Source organism: Burkholderia contaminans (assembly GCF_029633825.1).
In the GTDB taxonomy this organism is placed as follows: domain Bacteria; phylum Pseudomonadota; class Gammaproteobacteria; order Burkholderiales; family Burkholderiaceae; genus Burkholderia; species Burkholderia contaminans.
On sequence record NZ_CP090641.1, the window covers coordinates 1,116,155 to 1,137,297 of the forward strand.

Below are 21,143 nucleotides of genomic sequence, written 5' to 3' on the forward strand. Positions count from 1 at the left end.
GCACGCACGGCGATCAGCGGTTGGCGATGTACATCGTGATTTCGAAGCCGAAGCGCAGGTCGGTGTAAGACGGTGTCGTCCACTGCATGATGTTGTCTCCTGATCGAGTTGATGAGTTGATGCGTTGCATGGTGAGTCGAACAACCGCGGAAATCGGGCGGTCGGTTCCTCTTCAGCAAGGAGCGTGCCGAAACCTCGCGTCGGCCCTCCCGCGGCCGCATAAGGCCGTCGTTCGGGCATCGGAATGCCATCCTTACGAATAGCCGACAGGATTCGCGCACACGCGATCCTCCGCCCGTGCAGCGGGGTGTACGAGGGGTGTGACAGGTGTTGAATCGTTGAACACCGGTGTTGCAACTTGACACACCGGTCGTAACAGGGCGCGCGCAGTGCGCCGGCCGGGATCCCGCGGCCGGCGCGTCAGTTCTCGTCCGACGGGCGACGCTCCGTGTCGGCGGCCGGCATCTTCCGGTAGATCGTGTTGCGCGAGACGCCGAGCGCGCGCGCCGCGGCGGACACGTTGCCGCCATGGCGCGCGAGCGCGGCGGCGATCGCGGACGCCGCGACGTCCTGCAGGCGCGCGTCGGCCGGCGGGAGCGCATCCGCGACGCACGGTCCGGCAGACGGCTCGTGCGCGACCTGGGCGGCCTGCGCATCGCCGCGGCGCAGGTCGTCGAAGAAGTCGTCCGGCAGATGCTCGCGCCGGATTTCGCCATCGTCGTCGACCATCGCCGCCGCCGTGCGCAGCAAGTTGCCGAGCTGGCGGAAGTTGCCGGGCCAGGTGCAGCGCACGAACAGCGCCATCACGTCCGGCGCGACGGACAGCGGCGGCCGGCCCGGCCCCGCGAACGCCTCGCGTTGCAGCATCTTCTGCACGACCACCGCAAGATCCGTGCGGTCGCGCAACGGCGGCAGGCGCACCACGAGGCCGTTCAGCCGGTAGTAGAGATCCTCGCGAAAGCGATTCTGCGCAATCATGTCGCGCAGGTCGCGGTGCGTCGCACAGATGATCGCGATGTCCACCGCAATCGTCTTCGTCGAGCCGAGCGGGTTGACGAGACGCTCCTGCAGCACGCGCAGCAGCCGCACCTGCAACGGATACGGCATGTCGCCGATTTCGTCGAGGAACAGCGTGCCGCCGTTCGCCTGCAGCAGCTTGCCGATCGCGCCCTTGCGGCGCGCGCCGGTGAATGCGCCCTCCTCATAGCCGAACAGCTCGGACTCGATCAGCGTCTCCGGAATCGATGCGCAGTTGACCGCGACGAACGGCGCGTCGCGCCGCGGCGAGTCGTTGTGGATCGCCTGCGCGAGCAGTTCCTTGCCGGTGCCGGTTTCGCCGGTGATCAGGATCGGGATGTCCTTGCCGATCACCTTGCGCACCTTCGCGATCACGCAAGCCACCTGCGAATCGCCGGTGTCGAGGTAGTTGAGCCGCGACAGGCCGGCCGACGTGCCGGCGGCCGGCGCCGGCACTGCATTCGCGCGCGCGGCCGGCGCGAGCGCATCGTGGACGTCCGTCGGCCGGCTGCCTTCGGCGAGCGTCGCTCGCCGGAAGTGCACGCGCGCGCACACTACCGCGCCGTTGCCGAGATTCAGCGTCAGGTGTCGGTCGGTGCTCGCGCGCATGCGGTCGATCAGTTGCGCGCTCGTGATGTCGAACAGCGACGACAGCGTATGCGCGCGCAGCGCGGCGAGCGGCATGCCGAGCTGAAACTGCGCGCTGCGATTGGCCGACAGGAAGCGGCCGTCGGCGGTAAACGCGACGATTCCCTCCATCAGCGTGCCGAGGAATTCAGGACGGCCGTGGAACGACACCTGCAGCGTTTCCTGAAAGGTCGTCGTAAACAGATGATTCTCGATCATCTGCACCGACATCTTCGCGAGCGCCATCGTGTGCTGGTGATAGCTGCGGTGGTCGCCCGTCACGTCGAGCACGCCGATCGCATCGCCGTACGGATCGAGGATCGGCACGCTCGAACAGGTCAGGAAGCGGTTCGCCGCCAGGAAGTGCTGGTCGCCGTGGACGACCATCGGGCACAGTTCGGCAAGCGCCGTCCCGATCGCATTGGTGCCCTGGCGGTTCTCCGCCCAGTTCGCGCCCGGGCGCAGCGCCACCTTCTCCGCGCGACGCAGGAAATCGTCGTCGCCGATCGAATGCAGGATCAGACCTTCGGCGTCGGTCAGCACGATCATGCTCTGCGTGTTGACGATCTGCTCGTGCAGCGTCTCCATCACCGGCATCGCGTGCACGCACAGCACCCGGCTCTGCTCGCGCTTGAGCACCAGCGCCGAGCTCGGCAGCACATCGTAGTCGGGCCGGGCCGATACCTGCAGGCCGAACGTCTCGGACCGCTCGTGGGCTTTCTGAATCGACGGCGCGGGCCAGCCGGCGGGATGCGCGGCCCGTGTTCCGGCCGCCTGCTCTACGTCATCGCGCATTGTCTCCTCCGGGGATCCTTCCGGTCATGTGCCGGACTCTTTGCCGTCATTGCAAGCAAGCATCGGGCCACGCCAGCATCGCCGCTCGAACTGAAAGCAGGACGTAATGAACGATCCGGGCACACCGGTGCATGTGCGCCGCGCGACAGGCCGGCTTCGTGATACCGCGATTTCCGGACGCGTGACTACCCGTGCGAATCCCGATCTTCGCGGCTGGCGCGTTTCTGGCTTTGTCGCAGGTCAAGACCAGCGGCCGCCCGGACATCCATGCGGCCGCGTGACGGTTGCGCCGACTCCACACCGAGCCTTATCGACATGACACGCCGCCCGATTCGATCCACGCTGTCGCCCGCGATGCGGGTATTGCCCGATACACCGGCACCGCCCGCCGTCCCTGCCGTCCCCGCCGCCCCCGCCGTCCGCCGCCTGCGGCGCGATGCCCAATCGATCGCGTTCGCCGTGGCCGGCGCCGCGCACGGCCACCCGGTCGTCGTGCTGCACGGCGGGCCCGGCAGTGGCAGCCGAGCCGGCATCCTGCGGCTGTTCGACCTGACCCGCGTGCGCGTCGTGCTCGTCGACCAGCGCGGTGCAGGGCCTCCGCGCCGCGCGGCGGCACGCGCCACAACAGCACCGCGCGGCTGATCGCCGACCTGGAGGCCGTACGCGAACAGCTCGGCATTGCGCGCTGGGGTGTCGTCGGTGGATCGTGGGGCGCCGCGCTCGCACTCGCCTATGCGGGCACGCACCCCGCGCGGGTGACCGGCGTCGTACTGCGCGGCCTGTTCCTGACGTCGCCACGCGAAGTCCGCCGACTGTTCACGACGTCGCGCACGCGAGCGCCCCGCGAATGGCGGCGCCTGCATGCGGCGGCCGGCGGCGGCCGTGGAGCGACTGCTGTCGCGCTGCGCGCGGCGGTTGCGCCGCGGCGCGAGCGTTGCACACCAGCGCGCAGTGGCGCTCGCGTGGCACGCGTACGAAAACGCCGTCCTCGCCTCGGCGCGCACGCGCCGCTCGCCTGCGCAGGCGATCCGCTCGGAGAAGACCGTTCGCAGGCTGATCGACAAATACCGGATCCAGGCGCACTACCTGCAGCGCGGCTGCTGGCTCGGCGAGCGCTGCGTGCTTGCGCTCGCGCGTCGGGCGGCGCGGGCGGGGGTGCCGCTGTTCGCCGCGCACGGGATGCACGACCCCGTGTGCCCGGCCGCCAACGTCGTTCGCCTCGCGCGTGCCGCACCCGAGGTGGTGATCGAACGCGTGCATGCCGGGCATCTCGCAAGCGATCCGGCGTTGGCACACAGCGTCGCACGCGCCGTGGCAACGATGTTCGCGGCGCCAGCGTTCATGTGATCGCGGATGCCGTGCAACCTGCGCCCGTTCACGCCGTGACGCGACGCATGACACGACGACCGGCGCGGCCGCGCCACGCTCAATCCCACGCGTAGCGCACACCGATCCACGCACCGCGCGGCGCGCCCGGCCCGACGAACTGCTCGTTCACCGGATTGGCGCTGTCGAACGTGTGATTCGGTCCGTTGAAGAAGTTCTGGCCGAGCGCACCGAAGCTCGCATAGCGCTTGTCGAACAGGTTCGTCACGCTGGCGAACACCTCGAACCGCTTCGTGATCCGGTAGCGCATGTCGAGATCGACGAGCACGTAGCCCGCGAGCCTGCCGTTCACGTCCTGGTTGTTCTCGTCGCCGCGCGCATACACGCCGCTGCGCCACGTGACGTTCGCGCCGATATCCCATGCGGGCGTCGCCGCGTAGTCGAGCCTCAGCTTCACCGTGTGCGCGGGAATGCCGGGCACGCGGTCGCCGGACTTGACCGTCACGTTGCCGTTCGCATCGGCCGCCGAATTCGCCGGGCTGTGTTCGGTCCACGACGAACGGTAGGTCGCATCCACATAGCTGTACGACAGCCCGACACCGAGCGGCCCGAGCCGCGTGCGGCCCGCCAGTTCGATGCCCTGCCGCCGCGTATCGCCGACATTGCGGAAATAGCCCTGCGCGCTTGCCGGACTGCTGATGAACTGGATGTCGTCGGTCAGTGTCGTGCGGTAGGCCGCGGCGCTCCAGGTCGTCGCGGCGCCGATGCGGCCGCGCACGCCGGCTTCGAACGTCTTCGAGATCACCGGTTTGAGCGCCGGATCGGCAATGAAGTCGTTCGGCAGCGAACACGGCGCGGACGGGTCGGCGCATGCCAGCTCGATCGCGGTCGGCGAACGCATGCCTTCGTTGTACGCCGCATACGCGGTGACGCCCGGGACCGGGTTCCAGTTCAGCCCGACCGCCGGATTGAAGCGCGAGAACGTATGGTTGCCGTCGAGCAGCGGCTGCACGCCGCTCTCGTCGCCGATCTGCGCTTTCGACCAGTCGTAGCGGCCCGACAGCGTCAGCGTCCAGTGCGGCGTCAGCGACAGCGCGTCGCTCAGGTACACGCCGACGTTCGCGTTGCGCGTCTTCGCGCGGGTCTGCTGGACGAAATCGCCGACGCCGATCGCCGCGCGCGTATCGGTGAAGTACGCGTCCTGCGACGACGCGACGTAGCTGGAATTCGCGACATCGGCCGCGACGCCCGCAATCAACCGGTTGGCCATCCCGCCGAGCTTGCCGAGCAGCGTGAGCTGCACGCTGCCGCCGTAGCTGTCGGTGACGATCGTCGACCGCGCATTGCTGCCCTGCACCGTGTCGACCGTCCCGTCCTCGCCGGTCGATCCGTAATCCGTATTGTTGTTGCTGCTCGTATTGGCGTTTCGCAGGTGCCGATAGTAAGCGTTGCCGCTCAGTTCGACGTGCTCGCCGAAGAACCGGTCGCCCGACAGCGTCAGGTAACCGGCGCTGTTGCGGTTCTGGTCCGGATACGTATACGCCTGCTTCGGGTTGCCGAGGAACGAGCGCGGAATCGTCTGGGTGCCGTATAGCGTGTTGTCCGCGCCGCCGCCGGCGATCGACAGCGTCGTGTCCGCATCGGTGTAGCGCAGCTTGCCGAACGCCTGCCGCACGCGACTCGCGTTGTGGTCGGCCCAGCCGCCATCGTTCGCGACGTTCGCGGTTGCGTAGTAATCGAGGTTCGCGCCGATCGTCCCGCCCTGCTCGATGCTGGCGGTCTTGCGCCCCCACGAGCCGCCCGACACCTCCGCTTCGCCACCCGGGTTGGTCTTGCCGTCCTTCGTCGTGATCGCGAGTGCACCGCCGAGCGTATTGCGTCCGTATACCGGATTGGAGCCCGGAATCAGCTGCACCCGATCGATCGCTTGCGCGGGCAGGATGTCCCAGTTCACGACGTCGCCGAACGGCTCGTTCACGCGCACGCCGTCGACGAACACCGACAACCCCTGCGGTGTGCCGAGCAGCGGCGACGCGGTGAAGCCGCGATAGTTGACGTCCGTCTGGTACGGGTTGCCCTGCGCCTCCGAGATCGTCACGCTCTGCAGGTTTGCGGCGAAGAAATCGGTCAGCGTCGCACGGTGCTGTGCGTCGAGTTCCGCGCCGCGCACCGTCTGCACGTTTGCCGGCACCTTCGACAGCGGCGTGCCGATTCCGAGCAGCGGCGTCGTGCCGACGACGACCACCGCCGGCAACATCACGGCCGACGCTTGCGACGCGACGGCGGCGGCCGGTGGCGCGGCACCCTCCGCCTGCTGCTGCGCACGCGCGCTGCCGGGCGACAGCCCGGCGAGCGCAAGCGCACCGATCGCCGTGCCGACGCATCGCGCCCGCCGGCCGCCTCGCATCGCGCTATGTCGCCCGGCTGCCTTTGGCCTCCTGATCATTTCCGTTGTCTCCGTATTTTTATGTTCCGCCGGGTCGTGCAATGCACTGCGCGGCGATGTGGTGTCGAGAAGCGCGCGTGCGAGAACCATGCCAGCGCTGCCTGCGCCGCGCATCGGTTCCGCGCGGCATGGAAGCGTGCGACGGCCCACCTGTCCCGCGTGCTGCGTCACCTGTCATGTTTGGCAACACCTCGTGCGCGGCGGTGTACCTGAATGCAACACCTTCGGGGGTGCCGGAGCCCGGCGTGTTCGACGGCGCATCGCGCGCGCTGCGCCGCCATGCCGCGCCGCGCGGGCTTCGCATCGCGATGGCATGCGACTTGCGTGACGGGCAGGGCACTCGGCCCGGATTCCCAACCGTGCCGGCGCGACCAACCGTTCGCGGCGGTGCGACCACAATGACTCAGGAGACAACCATGAAGAAATTCTCGGCTTCAGCGAGCCGGCTGGCGACGATCGGAATCGCGGTGGCGGCCGCCGTCGCGCTGAACCCCGGCCTCGTCGAAGCGGCCGCGGACTACCCGGCCGTGACCTACCAGCGCCTGACCGATGCACATGGCGATCCCGGCTGGCTGACCTATTACCGCACCTACGACGGCCGCTCGCATTCGCCGCTCAAGCAGATCGACACGTCGAACGCGAAGGATCTCAAGCAGGTGTGGGCCTACAAGTTCCCCGCCGACCTGAAGCAGGGCTTCGAAGCCACGCCGATCATCAACGGCAACTATCTGTTCGTGACGACGCCGAAGGACAACGTCTACGCATTCGACGCGAAGACAGGCAAGCAGCTGTGGAAATACGAGCCGAAGCTCGGCGCCGCGTCGTTCAAGACCGCGTGCTGCGACGTCGTGAACCGCGGCGTCGCGCTGTACGGCAAGAACGTCTACGTCGCGATGTTGAGCGGCGAAGTCGCGGCGCTCGATGCGCAGACTGGCAATCTCGTGTGGAAGAAGCAGATGTTCGAGCCGGGCCTCGGCTACGCATTCTCGCTCGCGCCACTCGCACTCGACGGCGCGATCGTCGTCGGCACGTCGGGCGGCGAATACGGTATTCGCGGCTATATCGTCGCGCTCAACCCGGAGAACGGCTCCGAAGTCTGGAAACGCTACACGATCCCCGCTTCCGGCGAAAAGGGCGCGGAAACCTGGCCCGACGGCATGCAGAGCCACGGCGGTGGCGCGGCGTGGCTCACCGGCACCTACGACGCCGCATCCCGCACGCTGTACTGGGGTGTCGGCAACCCGGGCCCGTGGCTCGCCGCGCTGCGCCCCGGCGACAACCTGTATTCCGACTCGCTGCTTGCGCTCGACGCGAAGAACGGCAACCTGAAGTGGCACTACCAGTACACGAACAACGACACGTGGGACTACGACGGCGTGAACGCCGCCGTGCTTGCGGACATCAAGTACAAAGGCAAGGACTACGACGCGATCATCCACGCAGACCGCAACGGCTTCTTCCACGCGATCGACCGCACGACCGGCAAGCTGATCTATGCGACGCCGTTCGTGACGGCGTTGTCGGTCACCGGCTACACGGCCGACGGCAAGCCGATCCAGGACGCGTCGAAGTTCCCGAAGGCCGGCACGACGATCGAAACGTGCCCGAGCTTCCTCGGCGGCAAGAACTGGTGGTCGATCTCCTATGACCAGGAACGCAACATCGCGGTCGTGCCCGCGCTGCATGCGTGCATGAGTCTCACCGGCAAGTCGGTCAGCTACATGGAGGGCCTGCCGTACCTCGGCGAAGGCTTCGAGATCAAGCCCGAACCGGGCAGCGAAGGCTACGGCGAACTGACGGCCATCGACGTGAACACCGGCAAGAAGCTGTGGAGCCACTGGTCGAAGAAGCCGTGGAACGGCGGCGTCGCGACCACCGCGAGCGGTCTCGCGTTCAGCGGCTCGCTCGACGGCCACCTGTATGCGTTCGACACGGCGACCGGCAAGGTGCTCTGGGAAAGCCCGCAACTGGCGAGCGGCATCATTTCGCAGCCGTCGGTGTATGAGGTCGACGGCAAGGAATACGTGGCCGTGCTGGCCGGTTACGGCGGCGCGAATCCGATCTGGGGCGGCCCGATGGCCGACATCGCGAAGGACGTTCCGCGCGGCGGCACGCTCTATGTGTTCGCGCTCGACTGATCAGGCGCCAGGCCCGAGTCGCGCCCGCATGCGCCCGATGCGGGCGCGACGCCCTCCCCGCTTCAACCGGACACAGGATCATGAATACTCGTCTCACTTCCGTTACCGTCGCCAGTCTGCTCGCCGTGGGCGTGGCGCTGACACCGGCTGCCGCGTCGGCCGGCGTACGCATCTGCACGCTGCCCGGCAGCCCGACCACGGCGCTCGACCGATCCGTTGCACGCGAAGTATTCCGCTCTGCAGGCATCGCCGCGACGTTCAACAAGCGCGGCGTCGATGACGATGGCGGCGACGACGGCATCTCCGCCGGCGAGCTGAAGAAATCGCTCGAACACGACTGCGACGTGATCGCCGGCTTCCCACGCTCGGAAATCGCCGATGCATCGGGATCGAAAATGACGTTCTCGCAAGGCTATCTGCGCTCCGGCTACGTCAGCGTGTCGCTGCTCGACGCGCAGGCCTCGTCCGATGTCAAGGAAACGATCGCGGCCACGTATGGCAGCCCGTCTCAACTGATCGCCGCCCAGCAGGCGAACGCCCGCTTCGACCTCGAAAACACGAGCGAGCAGACGATCGGCGCGGTCGCCGCGGGCCGTGCCCAGCGCGCGATCGTCTGGTATCCGAGCGTCGTAGCGTACGAACGAGCGCACCCGCGCCAACGGTTCCGGGTCGCGGCGACTTCATCGCCGTACTCCAACTGGCAACTGTCGTTCGCATTCGGGCCGGGCAAGGACGCATTGCAAAAGCGCATCGACGCAACGCTGTCCCGCATGAGCGGCGACGGCCGCCTCGCCTCGCTCACGCGCGGTTGGGCGCTTCCGGACACGGTCACGCAAGCCGCCGCCGCGCGTGCGGCCGGCCGGTTTCTCGACGGCGCGATCGCATCCGCACCATCCATGCCGGCAAGGAGCGGCTTCATCAAGGTGTCGGCCAGCGAAGGCAGCGACATGCCGTCGTTCGACCAGGCGCAGGTCCAGCATGGCAAGAAGCTCTACGGCGACGCCTGCGCGAAATGTCACGGCGACCAGCTCGAAGGCAATACCGCCCCCGCGCTGAGCGGGGAATCCTTCGCTCCCGAAGGCAAGTCGCACATCACGGTCGGCGGCATCTTCCAGTACATGTCGAACAACATGCCGGCCGATCGCCCCGGCAAGATGACGGCACAGGAATACGAGGACGTGATGGCGTTCCTGCTTTACTCGAACGGCTATGACGCGTCCAAAAGCAAGCTGACCGCCGATGCCGCCACCGCGTCGAAGGCGCCGCTCATCGCCGGACCGCGCAAGTAACTTCCCCGCCCGCTTTCGTTTCGACCGACCGCCGCGCCGGGCAGCATGCCCGGAGCGCGGACCCGGCTTCATCCTTTCATTTCATTCAGGACAACGCGATGATCTCTTCCAACCGCAGAACCTTCTTCGTCCACGCGGCCGGCCTGTGCGCCGCACTCGCGGCCGGCACCCGCGCATTCGCCGCCCCGCCGCCCGTCGACGAAAACGACGCGGCCGCGAAAACGCTCGGCTACCGCGCCAAAGCCACGACCGTCGACGCGGGCAAGTTCCCGAAGTACCAGGCCGGCCAGACCTGTTCGAACTGCCGCTTCTACAAGGCCGCCGCGGGTGAATCCTTCGGCACGTGCCCGATGTTCGCGGGCAAGACGGTTGCCGCCGAAGGCTGGTGCAACGTCTATGCAAAGCTCGCTTGATCCCGGGGCCGCGCGCGGACGCGACAGCGCACCGCGTCGCGACACGGATGCCGACCACGCGGCCCATCTGCATGCGTTGATCGCGCTGGGCATCGATCGCGGTTACGTGACACCCGGCGAAATCGCCGACGCGTTGCCCGACGATGCGGCGGAACGCACGGACGTCGATGCGGCCGCGTCGACGCTCCGCGCGCTCGGCATCGAGGTGCGCGCGCATGCCGGCTCGCGTACCGCGTGGACGCTCGACCGTCACTTCGCGCAGGCGCCGGAAGTGACGCTGCGGCTTGCGGACGCATCGGCGCCGCTCGCGCCCGACGATCTGCTCACGGGCCGGACCAACGATCCGGTCCGGCTCTATCTGCGGGACATGAGCGCGACGCCGCTCCTCGAACGCCACGAGGAGATCGCGCTCGCGCTTCACCTGGAAAGCGGCCGCGCGGCATGCATCGACGCATTGAGCCGGGATCCGGACGCACTCGCCGGCCTCGCCGCGATCGCAGACGACATCCGCGCCGGCAAGGTCGCGGCGTCGGTCTACGTGACGGGGTTCACCGGGGGCGCCGAATCGCTCGCGCTAGCGCCCGCGATGCCGCCCGACGATTTGCACGACGATTCGCCCGGGAACGACACGGCGCCCGCCCCCGCCATGGAATCGGGCGACACCGGCCTCTCGCCGGACAGCCCGGCGTGGCGCGATGCAGTTGCCGAATCGCTCGGGCGCGCCGGTGCGCTGGCGCCGGCGATGCGGCGCGCATTGCACGCCGACGGGTTCGCGTCGGCCCGTTATCGCGCGCTGATTCGCGAAGCTGCCGCGTTGACCGGCAGGATCCGCTTCACGTCGCGCGCGATCGAGCGCATCGGTCATGCGAACGTTGAACGCGCAACCCGGGCGCGCCAGGTCGAAAAACGGCTCGTCGATACGCTGGCCGCATCAGGCATACGTACCGGATCGACGCGCCGCGACCGCTTCGCGCCGTGCGACGATGCGCACGCCGGCTGCGCGCCTGCATCGCCGCGCATCCCGAATGCGCCGCCGCCCTCGCCCGCCACACACCGGCGCTGATCGACGCGCGCATCGCGCTTGCCCGCCTCGCCGGCCAGTCGCCGCTGCCGCTCACCATCGCGGTCGCGCTCGACGCGCGGCTGTCGCGTATCGAGCGTGCGATGCAACCCGCGAGAACGAAACTGTTCCGCAGCAATCTGCGGCTCGTCGTATCCATCGCCAAACGGTATCCCGATCGCGGCCTGCCGTTCCTCGACCTGATCCAGGAGGGCAATATCGGCCTGTTGAAGGCCGTCGATCGCTACGACCACCGGCGCGGCTTCAAATTCTCGACGTATGCGACCTGGTGGGTCCGGCAGGCGATCACGCACGCGCTCGCCGATCAGGGCCGCACGATACGGGTGCCCGCGCATACGGTCGATGCGCTCAACAAGCTGTCGCGGCTCGCGCTAACGCATCGGCAGCGCACCGGCGATGTCGCCGACGCGCCGGCACTCTCCACGCAGATGCAACTGCCCGTCGACAAGGTACGCGAACTGATGCGCATCGTGCGCGAGCCCGTCTCCGCCGACTCGCCCGTCTCGCCCGATCACGACCTCACGTTGTGCGACGTCACGATCGATCCCGATGCGCCGAACCCGGAAGACGCCGCGAGCGCCGGCCAGCTTCGCTCCGCGGTGGCGGCGCTGATCGACAGCCTGCCCGCACGCGAAGCGTGGATTCTTCGCCTGAGGTACGGCATCGACGTGGACAGCGAGTATTCGCTGCGCGAGATCGGCCGCCAACTGAACCTGTCGGCCGAACGCGTTCGCCAGATCGAGGTGGCGGCGCTCGAACGCATCCGGCAATTCGGACACGCACCGGCGCTGCGATCGCTGCTCGCCTGACGCGGCGGTACCGGCGGCCTTTCGAGCTTCACGCCAATGCTCAGGACTGCAACACACCCTGCTGCATTTCTGAACGACCGGCCGCATCGTGCTGCCGTGCACGACGTGGTCCGCCGGTAGCGATCGTTCGGCACGCGCCCCGGCTGCCGCGGTTGTCGCCGCCGGCGCGCGTCGATCGCCGATGCTGGCATGCATGTTGCGTTTTCCGGAATACCGCCAGGCATCACAAGAACGCAAGGAGACACGCTTGTCCAAGATTGAATCGGTTCTTCACGAAACCCGTCAGTTTGCGCCGCCCGCGGCGCTCGAACAGGCGGCGACCATTTCCGGCATGCCGGCCTATCGTGCGCTCGCCGCCGAAGCCGAAAACGATTACGAAGGATTCTGGGCGCGGCTCGCGCGCGAGGGTCTGGCGTGGCACAAGCCGTTCACGAAAGTGCTCGACGAGTCCAACGCGCCGTTCTACAAGTGGTTCGACGACGGCGAGCTGAACGCGTCGTACAACTGCCTCGACCGTCACGTCGAAGCCGGCAACGGCGAGCGCGTCGCGGTGATCTTCGAAGCCGACGACGGCACCGTCACGCGCGTCACCTATGCGGATCTCCTCGCCCGCGTGTCCCGTTTCGCGAATGCCCTGAAGAAGCGCGGGATCGGCAAGGGCGACCGCGTCGTCATCTATATCCCGATGTCGATCGAAGGCATCGTCGCGATGCAGGCCTGCGCGCGCATCGGCGCGACGCACTCGGTCGTGTTCGGCGGCTTCTCCGCGAAGTCGCTGAACGAGCGGCTCGTCGACGTCGGCGCAACCGCGCTCGTCACGGCCGACGAGCAGGCGCGCGGCGGCAAGACGCTGCCGCTGAAGAGCATCGCGGACGAAGCGATCGCGCTGGGCGGCTGCGAGGCCGTGAAGAGCGTGATCGTCTATCGCCGCACCGGCGGCAAGATCGACTGGCACGCCGGGCGCGACCTGTGGATGCACGAACTGACGGCCGGCGAATCCGACCAGTGCGAGCCGGAATGGGTCGGCGCCGAGCATCCGCTGTTCATCCTGTATACGTCGGGCTCGACCGGCAAGCCGAAGGGCGTGCAGCACAGCACGGGCGGCTACCTGCTGTGGGCCGCGCAGACGATGAAGTGGACCTTCGACTGGAAGCCCACCGACGTGTTCTGGTGCACGGCCGACATCGGCTGGGTCACCGGCCACACGTACATCACGTACGGCCCGCTCGCATGCGGCGGCACGCAGGTCGTGTTCGAAGGCGTGCCGACCTATCCGGACGCCGGCCGCTTCTGGAAGATGATCGGCGACCACAAGGTCACCGTGTTCTACACCGCGCCGACCGCGATCCGCTCGCTGATCAAGGCGGCCGAGGCCGACGACAAGGTCCATCCGAAGAGCTACGACCTGTCGAGCCTGCGCATCATCGGCACGGTCGGCGAACCGATCAATCCGGAAGCATGGATGTGGTATCACAAGCACGTCGGCCAGGAGCGCTGCCCGATCGTCGACACGTGGTGGCAGACCGAAACCGGCGGCCACATGATCACGCCGCTGCCGGGCGCGACGCCCACCGTGCCTGGCTCGTGCACGCTGCCGCTGCCGGGCATCATGGCCGCGGTGGTCGACGAAACCGGCCAGGACGTACCGAACGGGCAGGGCGGCATCCTCGTCGTCAAGCGTCCGTGGCCCGCGATGATCCGCACGATCTGGGGCGACCCGGAGCGCTTCAAGAAGAGCTACTACCCCGAGGAACTCGGCGGGCGCCTGTACCTGGCCGGCGATGGCACCGTGCGCGACAAGGACACCGGCTACTTCACGATCATGGGCCGGATCGACGACGTGCTGAACGTGTCGGGCCACCGGCTCGGCACGATGGAAATCGAATCGGCGCTGGTCTCGCACGAACTCGTGGCTGAAGCCGCCGTGGTCGGCCGTCCGGACGATACGACGGGCGAAGCGGTGGTCGCGTTCGTGGTGCTGAAGCGTTCGCGTCCGGAAGGCGAGGAAGCGGCGGCGCTCGCGAAGACGCTGCGCGACTGGGTCGGCAAGCAGATCGGGCCGATCGCGAAGCCGAAGGACATCCGCTTCGGCGACAACCTGCCGAAGACGCGCTCGGGCAAGATCATGCGGCGCCTGCTGCGTTCGCTCGCGAAGGGCGAAGCGATCACGCAGGACACGTCCACGCTCGAGAATCCGGCCATCCTCGGGCAGTTGAACCGCTCGGTGTGACACCGCCCGCCACGGCGTGCTTACCGCATCGCCGCGGCGCCGGCGCGCGGCCGTATCCGGCTCGCGAAAAGCATTGCCGTGCGTTCCCGACGGCACGGCATGCGGGCGGCTCGCATCGAGTCCATCGCCGCCGATTTAATTAGTTATACATATTACAACACTCAACAAGACGGAGACAGACGATGAACGGAAGGACACGGATGATTGGCGCGGCACTGCTGGGCGCAGCGGCCAGCACGAGCAGCTTCGCCCAGAGCAGCATCACGCTGTACGGCGACCTCGACGCCGCATTGCTTTATACGAGCCGATCGCTCGACTCGGCAACCGGTGGCAACGCCGGACGCCAGTTCGCGCTGACCGACACCGGCATGACGCCGACCAACTTCGGGATGACGGGCAGCGAAGATCTCGGTGGCGGGCTGCATGCGAGATTCAAGCTGGAAAGCGGCTTCAACATCACGGACGGCGCGTTCGGCCATTCGAACGGCAACTTCTTCGGCCGCCAGGCGTGGGTCGGCATCGATGGCGGGTTCGGCGAGACCAAGGTCGGCCTGCAGTTCTCGCCGTTCGTGCTCGCGATACTCGGCTCGGATCCGCGCAATATCTCGCACTTCGGCGCCGCACTGATTCCGTACGTCGACAACGTGCTTGTCACGGGTCTCTTCAACCCGAACGCGATTTCGTACACGAGCCCGACGATCGCCGGACTGACGGCCAGCGCGATGTTCGGATTCGGCGGGAAAGCCGGCGACTTCCAGGCGGGACGCCAGTATTCCGGCAGCCTCACCTATACGAACGGCGGCTTCATGCTCAACGCGGCGCTCTACGACGGGAACGGCGGCACGTCCCCCACGCCGGTTCCGAGCACGGTCGCATTCGTCGGCCGCACGATCGGTACCGCCTACACGTTCGGGCCGGTAACGGGCAAGGCGTCGTTCACGAGCTACAAGGTCGCCGGATCGTTCAGCAACAACGTGTACAGCGCCGGTCTCGACTATCGCGTCACGCCGGCCCTCGACCTGAACACCGGCGTGTGGTACACGACCGACCGCAACGATTCGCACAATCACTCGCTGCTAGCCGCGATCGGCGCCGACTACAGCCTGTCGAAGCGAACGGGCCTGTATGCGCAGGTCGGCGTCGTCAACAACCACGGGGCGATGAATACGGGCCTCGGCATCACGGGTGGCGCGTTGTACGGGTTGCCGGGCACGACGGTCGGCGTCAACGCCGGCATCCACCACGTGTTCTGACGCAGCGCGTGCGGGCGGGCGGCCGGCATGCGCCCGTCCCCGCCCCGCACCGGTACATGGCCGCTTCGAACGCGGATGACGATGTGCCGCGCCCTGCATCGCCCGGGCAATCGGGCCTGGATGTTTACCCGACCTCAAGTCCGCGGCCATGCTGCCGTCAAGTCAGGAGCGCGCGCCCGATATCCGCCCGGAACCGGGCGTGCCCCTAAAGGAGACCCAGCAACGTGAACTTCTTCGGAATCGGCCGCGGCCGCCGTTCGTCGCGCGCGGTCGTCGGCGACATCGCCGAGCAGGCCGGCAGGCTCGGCATCGAGATCTGCGACGTGTCGGGCCATGTCGAGGAAGTGGCCGCCCGCGTCGCCCGTCAGGCGGAGGTCTGCCACACGCTGCGCGAATCGGCCGCCGTTACGCTGCGCGGCAACCACCGGATCGCCGAGGCGGCGCAGCAGGTGCGCGACGTCAGCGCCAATGCGTCGAATGCGGTCCGCCAGTCGCAGCAGACGATCGAGGCCTCGCTCGCGGACATTCACGGCCTCGTCGAGGGCGTCACCACGATCAGCGACCAGATGGGGGCGCTGCGCGACGCGCTCGATCACGTGCGGGCCGTCTCCGAGGATATCTCCGTCATCGCGCGCCAGACGCACCTGCTCGCGTTGAACGCCGCGATCGAGGCTGCGCGCGCAGGCGACGCGGGTCGCAGCTTCGCCGTCGTCGCCGCCGAGGTGAAGAACCTGTCCGCGAAGACCGGACAGGCGACGGCCCAGATCGAGACGACCCTCGCGCGGCTCGCCGAGCAGACCGAACACCTGATCGCCGAGGGAACCGACAACGCCGCACGCGCGCACCGCGTGCGCGAAGGCACGCGCGCAATCGGCGAAGTCGTGCACGCGACCGGGCATGCGATCACCGAGCTCGCCGGCGAAGCCGAACAGATCGCGTCGCTGACGGACGAGATCGAGACGCAGTGCCACCGCCTCGACGAGCAGGTGGGCGAGATGGCGTCCGGCGTCGAAAACTCGAGCAACAACTTCTCACAGGCCAAGGACCGGCTCGGCAATCTGCTCTCCGTCTCCGAGACACTCATCGAACTCACGGCCGCGACCGGCATCGAGTCGCCCGATACGCGCCTGATCGAAACCGCAAGGAACACCGCCGCCGCGATCAGCAAGCTTTTCGAGGAGGCGGTCAGCCGCGGCGACATCACGCTCGACGCGCTGTTCGACGCGCACTACGAGCCGATTCCCGGCACCGACCCGCAGCAGTTCATGACGCGCTTCACGGCGTTTACCGATCGCGTGCTGCCGGCCATCCAGGAGCCGGTGCTCGAGATCGACGCGCGCATCGTCTATTGCGCGAGCTTCGACCGGCAGTGCTACCTGCCGACCCACAACCGGAAGTTCTCGCTGCCGCAGCGCGCGGACGCCGCCTGGAACGCTGCGAACTGCCGGAACCGCCGGATCTACACCGACCGGACAGCGCGCACCTCCGTGTCGCATACCAAGCCGTTCCTGTTGCAGACCTATCGGCGCGACATGGGCAACGGCCAGTTCGCGCTGATGAAGGACGTTTCCGCACCGATCGTCGTCGGCGGGCGGCCGTGGGGTGTCCTGCGGATCGGCTACAGCGTCTGAATCGGGGCGCGCGGCCTCTGCTGCTCCAGTTCCACCGCCAACGGCCGTCGATCGCTGCGCACGTGATCGTCGAACGCTAGCAACATCGGAATGATTCAGGCGGTTAGTGGATCTCGATTCGTAACCCTCCAACGTAATCTGGGTCGACTTTACGTTTCCGAGCCCAAGCTCGTCAGCAACGACATGTACTGTGCAGCAGAAAATCGGCGTCACTGTACATTTCATCCCGCTTCCACCTCGAACACAATGCCCGTCAGGCTCGGGATCAGTCCATCCGGAAGGGCCTTCGGCACGCCATACCTGGGTACAAGACGATTGAAGCAATCCGGCCCGCTCGAGGCATCACGGCGGCGATGAAACCTGGACGCCAATTCCATGAACACCTCCGCTGACCCGCTTCCGTCGTCGCTTGGCGCTGCCACGTTCGTTCCATTCCTCGTCGCGAGCATTGCACTGGCCGCCGCCTACGGCGCCAGCTTTCTCCTTTCCGAGCATTTGCGTCAGAGCGGCCTGGATTCATCGATGGCAGGCGCGGTGATCTCGACCGGCATCCTGACCATGATCGTCAGCTCCGTCATCGCGGGATGGGTAGCACAACGAATCGGCTTGATGTCGACGATCGTGGCGGCCGCCGCCGTCATGGCACTTTCCATGATCGCATTCAGCCTGGCAGCGCACGATGTGCGGATCGCATTCATCGGCGGCCTGCTTCTGGGAACGGGATGGTCGGCCTTTTACATACTCGCGCCGCTTCAGATCATTCATCACCTGCGGCCCGCCGCGCGGATCAAATACCTGACCTTGCTGTCGGGCGGCCAGATGGTCGGGCTGGGTCTCGCGTCACCGATCGGCCATTTCGTCGCCAGCCGCTTCGGATCGTATGCCATCGTCTACGCAGGGCTCGCGGGTCTCTGCGTGATTGCCGCCATCGCATTTTCGCTCGTCCGACAACGGACTGAACGCACACCACAACCGCAGATCGACGCGACCGGACTGACAGCCGCGCGAGTCGCCGAGATCCTGCGCCATGGCACCCGCCTACCGATCATCATGATCGGACTCGCCGCATGCGTCTTCTCCGCGTTGTCGAATTTTCAGGCGATCTATGCGGAATCGCGACACCTGTCGCCCGATACCTTCTTCGTGACGTTCACATTGACGACCGTTTTCTGCCGATTCACGCTGGCGCAGACGATCAGCCGATTGCCAGTCCGAAAACTCGCGTTCACGCTGTTCGCCATGACACTCCTGGCACTGGTTCTGTTCGTGTCGAACCCGGGCAGCGAAAGCCTTTACGTGATCGGCTCGTTCATCTTCGCGATCGGCTACGGCCTCAGCTACTCCACCTTGAACGGCATGGCGGTCAATCTCGCCGGTGAGAAGGGCCTGTCCGCATCGGCGTGTTCGCAAGTCTTCACGATCGCCTACTTCACGGGCCTGTTCGGGTTTCCGTACGTAGCCGGCACATTGGTGACCCACGTCGGCGTGAACGGGATGATCGTCGCAACGATCGCCGTCGTCGTCATCAACTTGCTGATGCTCGTTCACGCGAGCCTTCGGCGCGACAACGCGCAGATCGCGGCACGCTGACCGCGAACGCGCAATACAGACACAGGTTCAGATACGGCCCCTACTGCTCCAGCCCCACCGCCAACGGCCGTTGATCGCTGCGCCCGTGATCGTCGACCACCCGCACCGTATAACTCCCGGCCGTTCGCGGCTGCCAGAACAGCGCATCGCCCGGTGCACCGCGCCCGACAAACGCATCGTTGACGAACCAGTACAGCGCATGCGCGCTCGCATCGGCTGTCGCGTTGAACGCGATGCGCGTCTCCTCCGTACGCTTCACGCGCATCGCATACGTACTGCCGCGCAGCGGCGACGTGATGCGCGGCGGGTCACCTTCGACCTGCCCTGCATCGCGACAGTCCGCGTTCTGCGGCGGCCGCCGGCGCGGAATGCCGGCCTGCGCGAACACCTGCTGCAGATCCGACGGCCAGAACTCGAAGATCTCCGTATGCGTGCGCTTGCCGCCGTACGGCGGACACGCGGCCTTCCCCGTCGCGTCGTCGATCACGACCGGCCGGTGCACGGTGCTCACGCGGATCGGCGACGTGCCCGGAATGAACCACGTCCAGCCCTGCTGCGGGCACCACTCGTTCGGCAAATCGCCGCTCGCGAGGCAGATCCGCACGCGCTTCAGCTTCGGCGGCACCGCGCGCGGCGGCTCGACGAGCGTGCGCTCGGCGTTCAGCGCATCGACGACCTGGAAGAACAGCGGCGCGGCCGCGTCGACGCCGACGAATGCCGTATTGGTCGAATTGTCGAAGTTGCCGACCCACACGACCAGCACATACGGGCCGAACACGCCGGCCGTCCATGCATCGCGGAACGACCATGACGTGCCGGTCTTCCAGTAGACCGGCACGCTCGACGGCTGCGCGCCGCTCGTCTCGTCGGGGCGCAGATGCTGGCGCAGCATGTCCATCGTCATGTAGCTCGCCTCGGCGCTGAGCAGGCGCTGGCCGGGCAGCGCCGGTTCGTCCGCGCGCAGCCGCAGCGGCCGGAACTCGCCGCGATTCGCGAGCATCGCGTAGAGCGCCGCGATATCCTGCATCGTCACTTCACCGCCGCCGAGCACCAGCGCGAGCCCGTAGTGCTGCGCGCTCGCGAGCCGGCGCACGCCGGCTTCCTGCAGGAACCGGTACAGATCGGGCGACTTGAGCTGCGACGCGACCCACACGGCCGGCACGTTGCGGCTGCGGTTCAGCGCATCGGTCGCGGTGATCGGCCCGAGGAAATGGCCGTCGAAATTCTCCGGCGCATACGGGCCGAATGCGGTCGGCACGTCGCGCAGCACGGTCTGCGGATGCAGCACGCCCTGGTCGAAGCCGAGCGCATAGATGAACGGCTTGAGCGTCGAGCCGGGTGAACGCCGCGCAAGCGTGCCGTTCACCTGCCCGTCGATCGCACGGTCGAAGAAGTTCGCGGAACCGACGAGCGCCTTCACGCCCATGTCGCGCGTATCGACGAGGATCGCCGCAGCATTGCGCACGCCGCGCGTATCGTTGCGTGCGACATAACGTGCGATCTGCCGTTCGAGCGTGTGCTGCAGGTCGAGATCGAGCGTCGTCACGAGTCGCGCGTCGGCGTCGCTGTCGTTCGCCGCGGCGCTCGAGGTGGTATGCCACGCGTTGCGCGCGGCGAGTGCCTGGCCAACCGCGTGCGGCGCATCGAACGGCAGCGCGGACAGCGGCCGCATCGCAAGCGGCAACGCGAACAGCGGCTTGAACGATGCATCGCCAGGATGCTTCGTCAGCCAGCGCGCATACAGCCGGTTGCGCGACGCGGCCAGCGCGCGGTTGATTTCATCCTGCCCGCCGCGCACGCGCCGCGCCGGGTCCTGCGGAATCACCGCGAGCGCGAGCGCCTCGGGCAGCGTCAGCGCGTCGGGCATCCGGTCGAAATAGACGACGCTCGCGGTGCCCGCGCCTTCGACGTTGCGGCCATACGGCGCATCGTTCAGATACGCTTCGAGGATCTGCCGTTTCGAATAGAAGAGTTCGAGCTGCACCGCGCGCGCAACCTGCTCGAGCTTGCCGGCCGGCGTGCGCGTGTTCAGCCGCCACAGCGAGCGCGCAAGCTGCATCGTCAGCGTCGAGCCGCCCTGCGGATTGCCGCCGCGCACGTACGTGATCCAAGCGCCGCGTGCGAGCCCGTACGGGTTGAAGCCGGGATGCCACCAGAACCAGCGGTCCTCGTGCAGCATCACCGCTTCGACGAGCTGCGGCGACATCCGGTCGAGCGGCACCCACAGCCGGTAGCGGTCGTCCTTCGCGAGCGTGAGCCGCAGCAAGCGGCCCTGCGCGTCGACCACCGCGACCGACGACGGCTTCCATTCGCGTAGCGGCGGATGCGGCCACAGCCGGCATGCGGCCAGCGCGCCGAACACGAGCAGCACGCCGGCGATCCAGTTCTGCCAGCGATGGAGCCACCCGGCGGCGCCGTGCAGCACGCGCCGGCGCACCGAAACGTCGTCAGCCACGCGCGGGCGCTCCTCGCACCCGGCGCGGCCGGCAACGACGTTG

The 21,143-nt window shown here is 67.4% G+C and carries 13 protein-coding genes and 1 pseudogene; 10 read left to right on the forward strand and 4 right to left on the reverse strand.

Translation table 11 applies throughout. From position 1 onward, the window contains the following. Positions 1-13: 13 nt before the first annotated feature. The gene (gene pqqA / locus LXE91_RS22755; protein WP_006485436.1) at positions 14-88 is read right to left on the reverse strand and encodes a pyrroloquinoline quinone precursor peptide PqqA; all 75 of its coding nucleotides are present in this window, start codon (positions 86-88) and stop codon (positions 14-16) included. Positions 89-420: 332 nt separating this feature from the next. Then, positions 421-2,439, reverse strand: a complete 2,019-nt coding sequence (locus tag LXE91_RS22760; protein ID WP_039369430.1) for a sigma-54-dependent Fis family transcriptional regulator — start codon at positions 2,437-2,439, stop codon at positions 421-423. 315 nt (positions 2,440-2,754) lie between these two features. On the opposite strand from LXE91_RS22760, the gene LXE91_RS43750 reads away from it, so the two are divergent. Further along, a complete protein-coding gene (locus tag LXE91_RS43750) occupies positions 2,755-3,081 on the forward strand; it encodes a hypothetical protein (RefSeq protein ID WP_423191627.1) in 327 nt (108 codons plus the stop codon). Between the two features lie 8 nt (positions 3,082-3,089). Beyond that, positions 3,090-3,881 carry an alpha/beta fold hydrolase gene (locus LXE91_RS22765; RefSeq protein WP_423191626.1) on the forward strand — a complete coding sequence of 264 codons (792 nt, stop codon included), beginning with the start codon at positions 3,090-3,092 and terminating at the stop codon, positions 3,879-3,881. Here the strand turns inward: LXE91_RS22765 and LXE91_RS22770 are convergent. Next, positions 3,866-6,211: a TonB-dependent receptor gene (locus tag LXE91_RS22770; protein ID WP_039369425.1), complete on the reverse strand. Its 2,346-nt coding sequence runs from the start codon at positions 6,209-6,211 to the stop codon at positions 3,866-3,868. The genes LXE91_RS22765 and LXE91_RS22770 overlap by 16 nt on opposite strands. A 416-nt stretch (positions 6,212-6,627) precedes the next feature. Here LXE91_RS22770 and LXE91_RS22775 point away from each other — a divergent pair, with 416 nt between their 5' ends. From LXE91_RS22775 to LXE91_RS22810, 8 genes and pseudogenes are all read left to right on the forward strand, one after another. After that, positions 6,628-8,349 (forward strand): methanol/ethanol family PQQ-dependent dehydrogenase, encoded by a 1,722-nt coding sequence (locus LXE91_RS22775; RefSeq protein WP_039369421.1) that lies wholly within the window; start codon positions 6,628-6,630, stop codon positions 8,347-8,349. A gap of 80 nt (positions 8,350-8,429) precedes the next feature. Further along, positions 8,430-9,638 (forward strand): c-type cytochrome, encoded by a 1,209-nt coding sequence (locus LXE91_RS22780; protein WP_039369416.1) that lies wholly within the window; start codon positions 8,430-8,432, stop codon positions 9,636-9,638. A 98-nt stretch (positions 9,639-9,736) separates the two neighbouring features. Further along, positions 9,737-10,051 carry a high-potential iron-sulfur protein gene (locus LXE91_RS22785; RefSeq protein ID WP_039369413.1) on the forward strand — a complete coding sequence of 105 codons (315 nt, stop codon included), beginning with the start codon at positions 9,737-9,739 and terminating at the stop codon, positions 10,049-10,051. After that, positions 10,035-11,941: pseudogene (locus LXE91_RS22790) on the forward strand (sigma-70 family RNA polymerase sigma factor). Before LXE91_RS22785 ends, LXE91_RS22790 begins: the two are co-directional and overlap by 17 nt. Positions 11,942-12,188: 247 nt before the next feature. Beyond that, positions 12,189-14,171 (forward strand): acetate--CoA ligase, encoded by a 1,983-nt coding sequence (gene acs / locus LXE91_RS22795; protein WP_046544127.1) that lies wholly within the window; start codon positions 12,189-12,191, stop codon positions 14,169-14,171. A gap of 182 nt (positions 14,172-14,353) precedes the next feature. After that, positions 14,354-15,424 (forward strand): porin, encoded by a 1,071-nt coding sequence (locus tag LXE91_RS22800; protein WP_039346560.1) that lies wholly within the window; start codon positions 14,354-14,356, stop codon positions 15,422-15,424. Positions 15,425-15,648: 224 nt separating this feature from the next. Further along, the gene (locus tag LXE91_RS22805; RefSeq protein ID WP_039346562.1) at positions 15,649-17,055 is read left to right on the forward strand and encodes a methyl-accepting chemotaxis protein; all 1,407 of its coding nucleotides are present in this window, start codon (positions 15,649-15,651) and stop codon (positions 17,053-17,055) included. Positions 17,056-17,430: 375 nt separating this feature from the next. Continuing rightward, a complete protein-coding gene (locus LXE91_RS22810; RefSeq protein ID WP_046196891.1) occupies positions 17,431-18,645 on the forward strand; it encodes an MFS transporter in 1,215 nt (404 codons plus the stop codon). A 40-nt stretch (positions 18,646-18,685) separates the two neighbouring features. Here the strand turns inward: LXE91_RS22810 and pbpC are convergent, their stop codons facing one another. Continuing rightward, positions 18,686-21,100 carry a penicillin-binding protein 1C gene (gene pbpC / locus LXE91_RS22815; protein ID WP_082139585.1) on the reverse strand — a complete coding sequence of 805 codons (2,415 nt, stop codon included), beginning with the start codon at positions 21,098-21,100 and terminating at the stop codon, positions 18,686-18,688. Between the last annotated feature and the right edge of the window lie 43 nt (positions 21,101-21,143).

What these genes read in the sequence shown, in the direction of transcription:
- LXE91_RS43750 (WP_423191627.1), top strand. Translation starts at nt 2,755, where the DNA reads ATGACACGCCGCCCGATTCGATCCACGCTGTCGCCCGCGATGCGGGTA.
- LXE91_RS22800 (WP_039346560.1), top strand. Translation starts at nt 14,354, where the DNA reads ATGAACGGAAGGACACGGATGATTGGCGCGGCACTGCTGGGCGCAGCG.
- LXE91_RS22810 (WP_046196891.1), top strand. Translation starts at nt 17,431, where the DNA reads ATGAACACCTCCGCTGACCCGCTTCCGTCGTCGCTTGGCGCTGCCACG.
- LXE91_RS22785 (WP_039369413.1), top strand. Translation starts at nt 9,737, where the DNA reads ATGATCTCTTCCAACCGCAGAACCTTCTTCGTCCACGCGGCCGGCCTG.
- LXE91_RS22760 (WP_039369430.1), bottom strand. Translation starts at nt 2,439, where the DNA reads ATGCGCGATGACGTAGAGCAGGCGGCCGGAACACGGGCCGCGCATCCC.
- LXE91_RS22780 (WP_039369416.1), top strand. Translation starts at nt 8,430, where the DNA reads ATGAATACTCGTCTCACTTCCGTTACCGTCGCCAGTCTGCTCGCCGTG.
- LXE91_RS22770 (WP_039369425.1), bottom strand. Translation starts at nt 6,211, where the DNA reads ATGATCAGGAGGCCAAAGGCAGCCGGGCGACATAGCGCGATGCGAGGC.
- LXE91_RS22775 (WP_039369421.1), top strand. Translation starts at nt 6,628, where the DNA reads ATGAAGAAATTCTCGGCTTCAGCGAGCCGGCTGGCGACGATCGGAATC.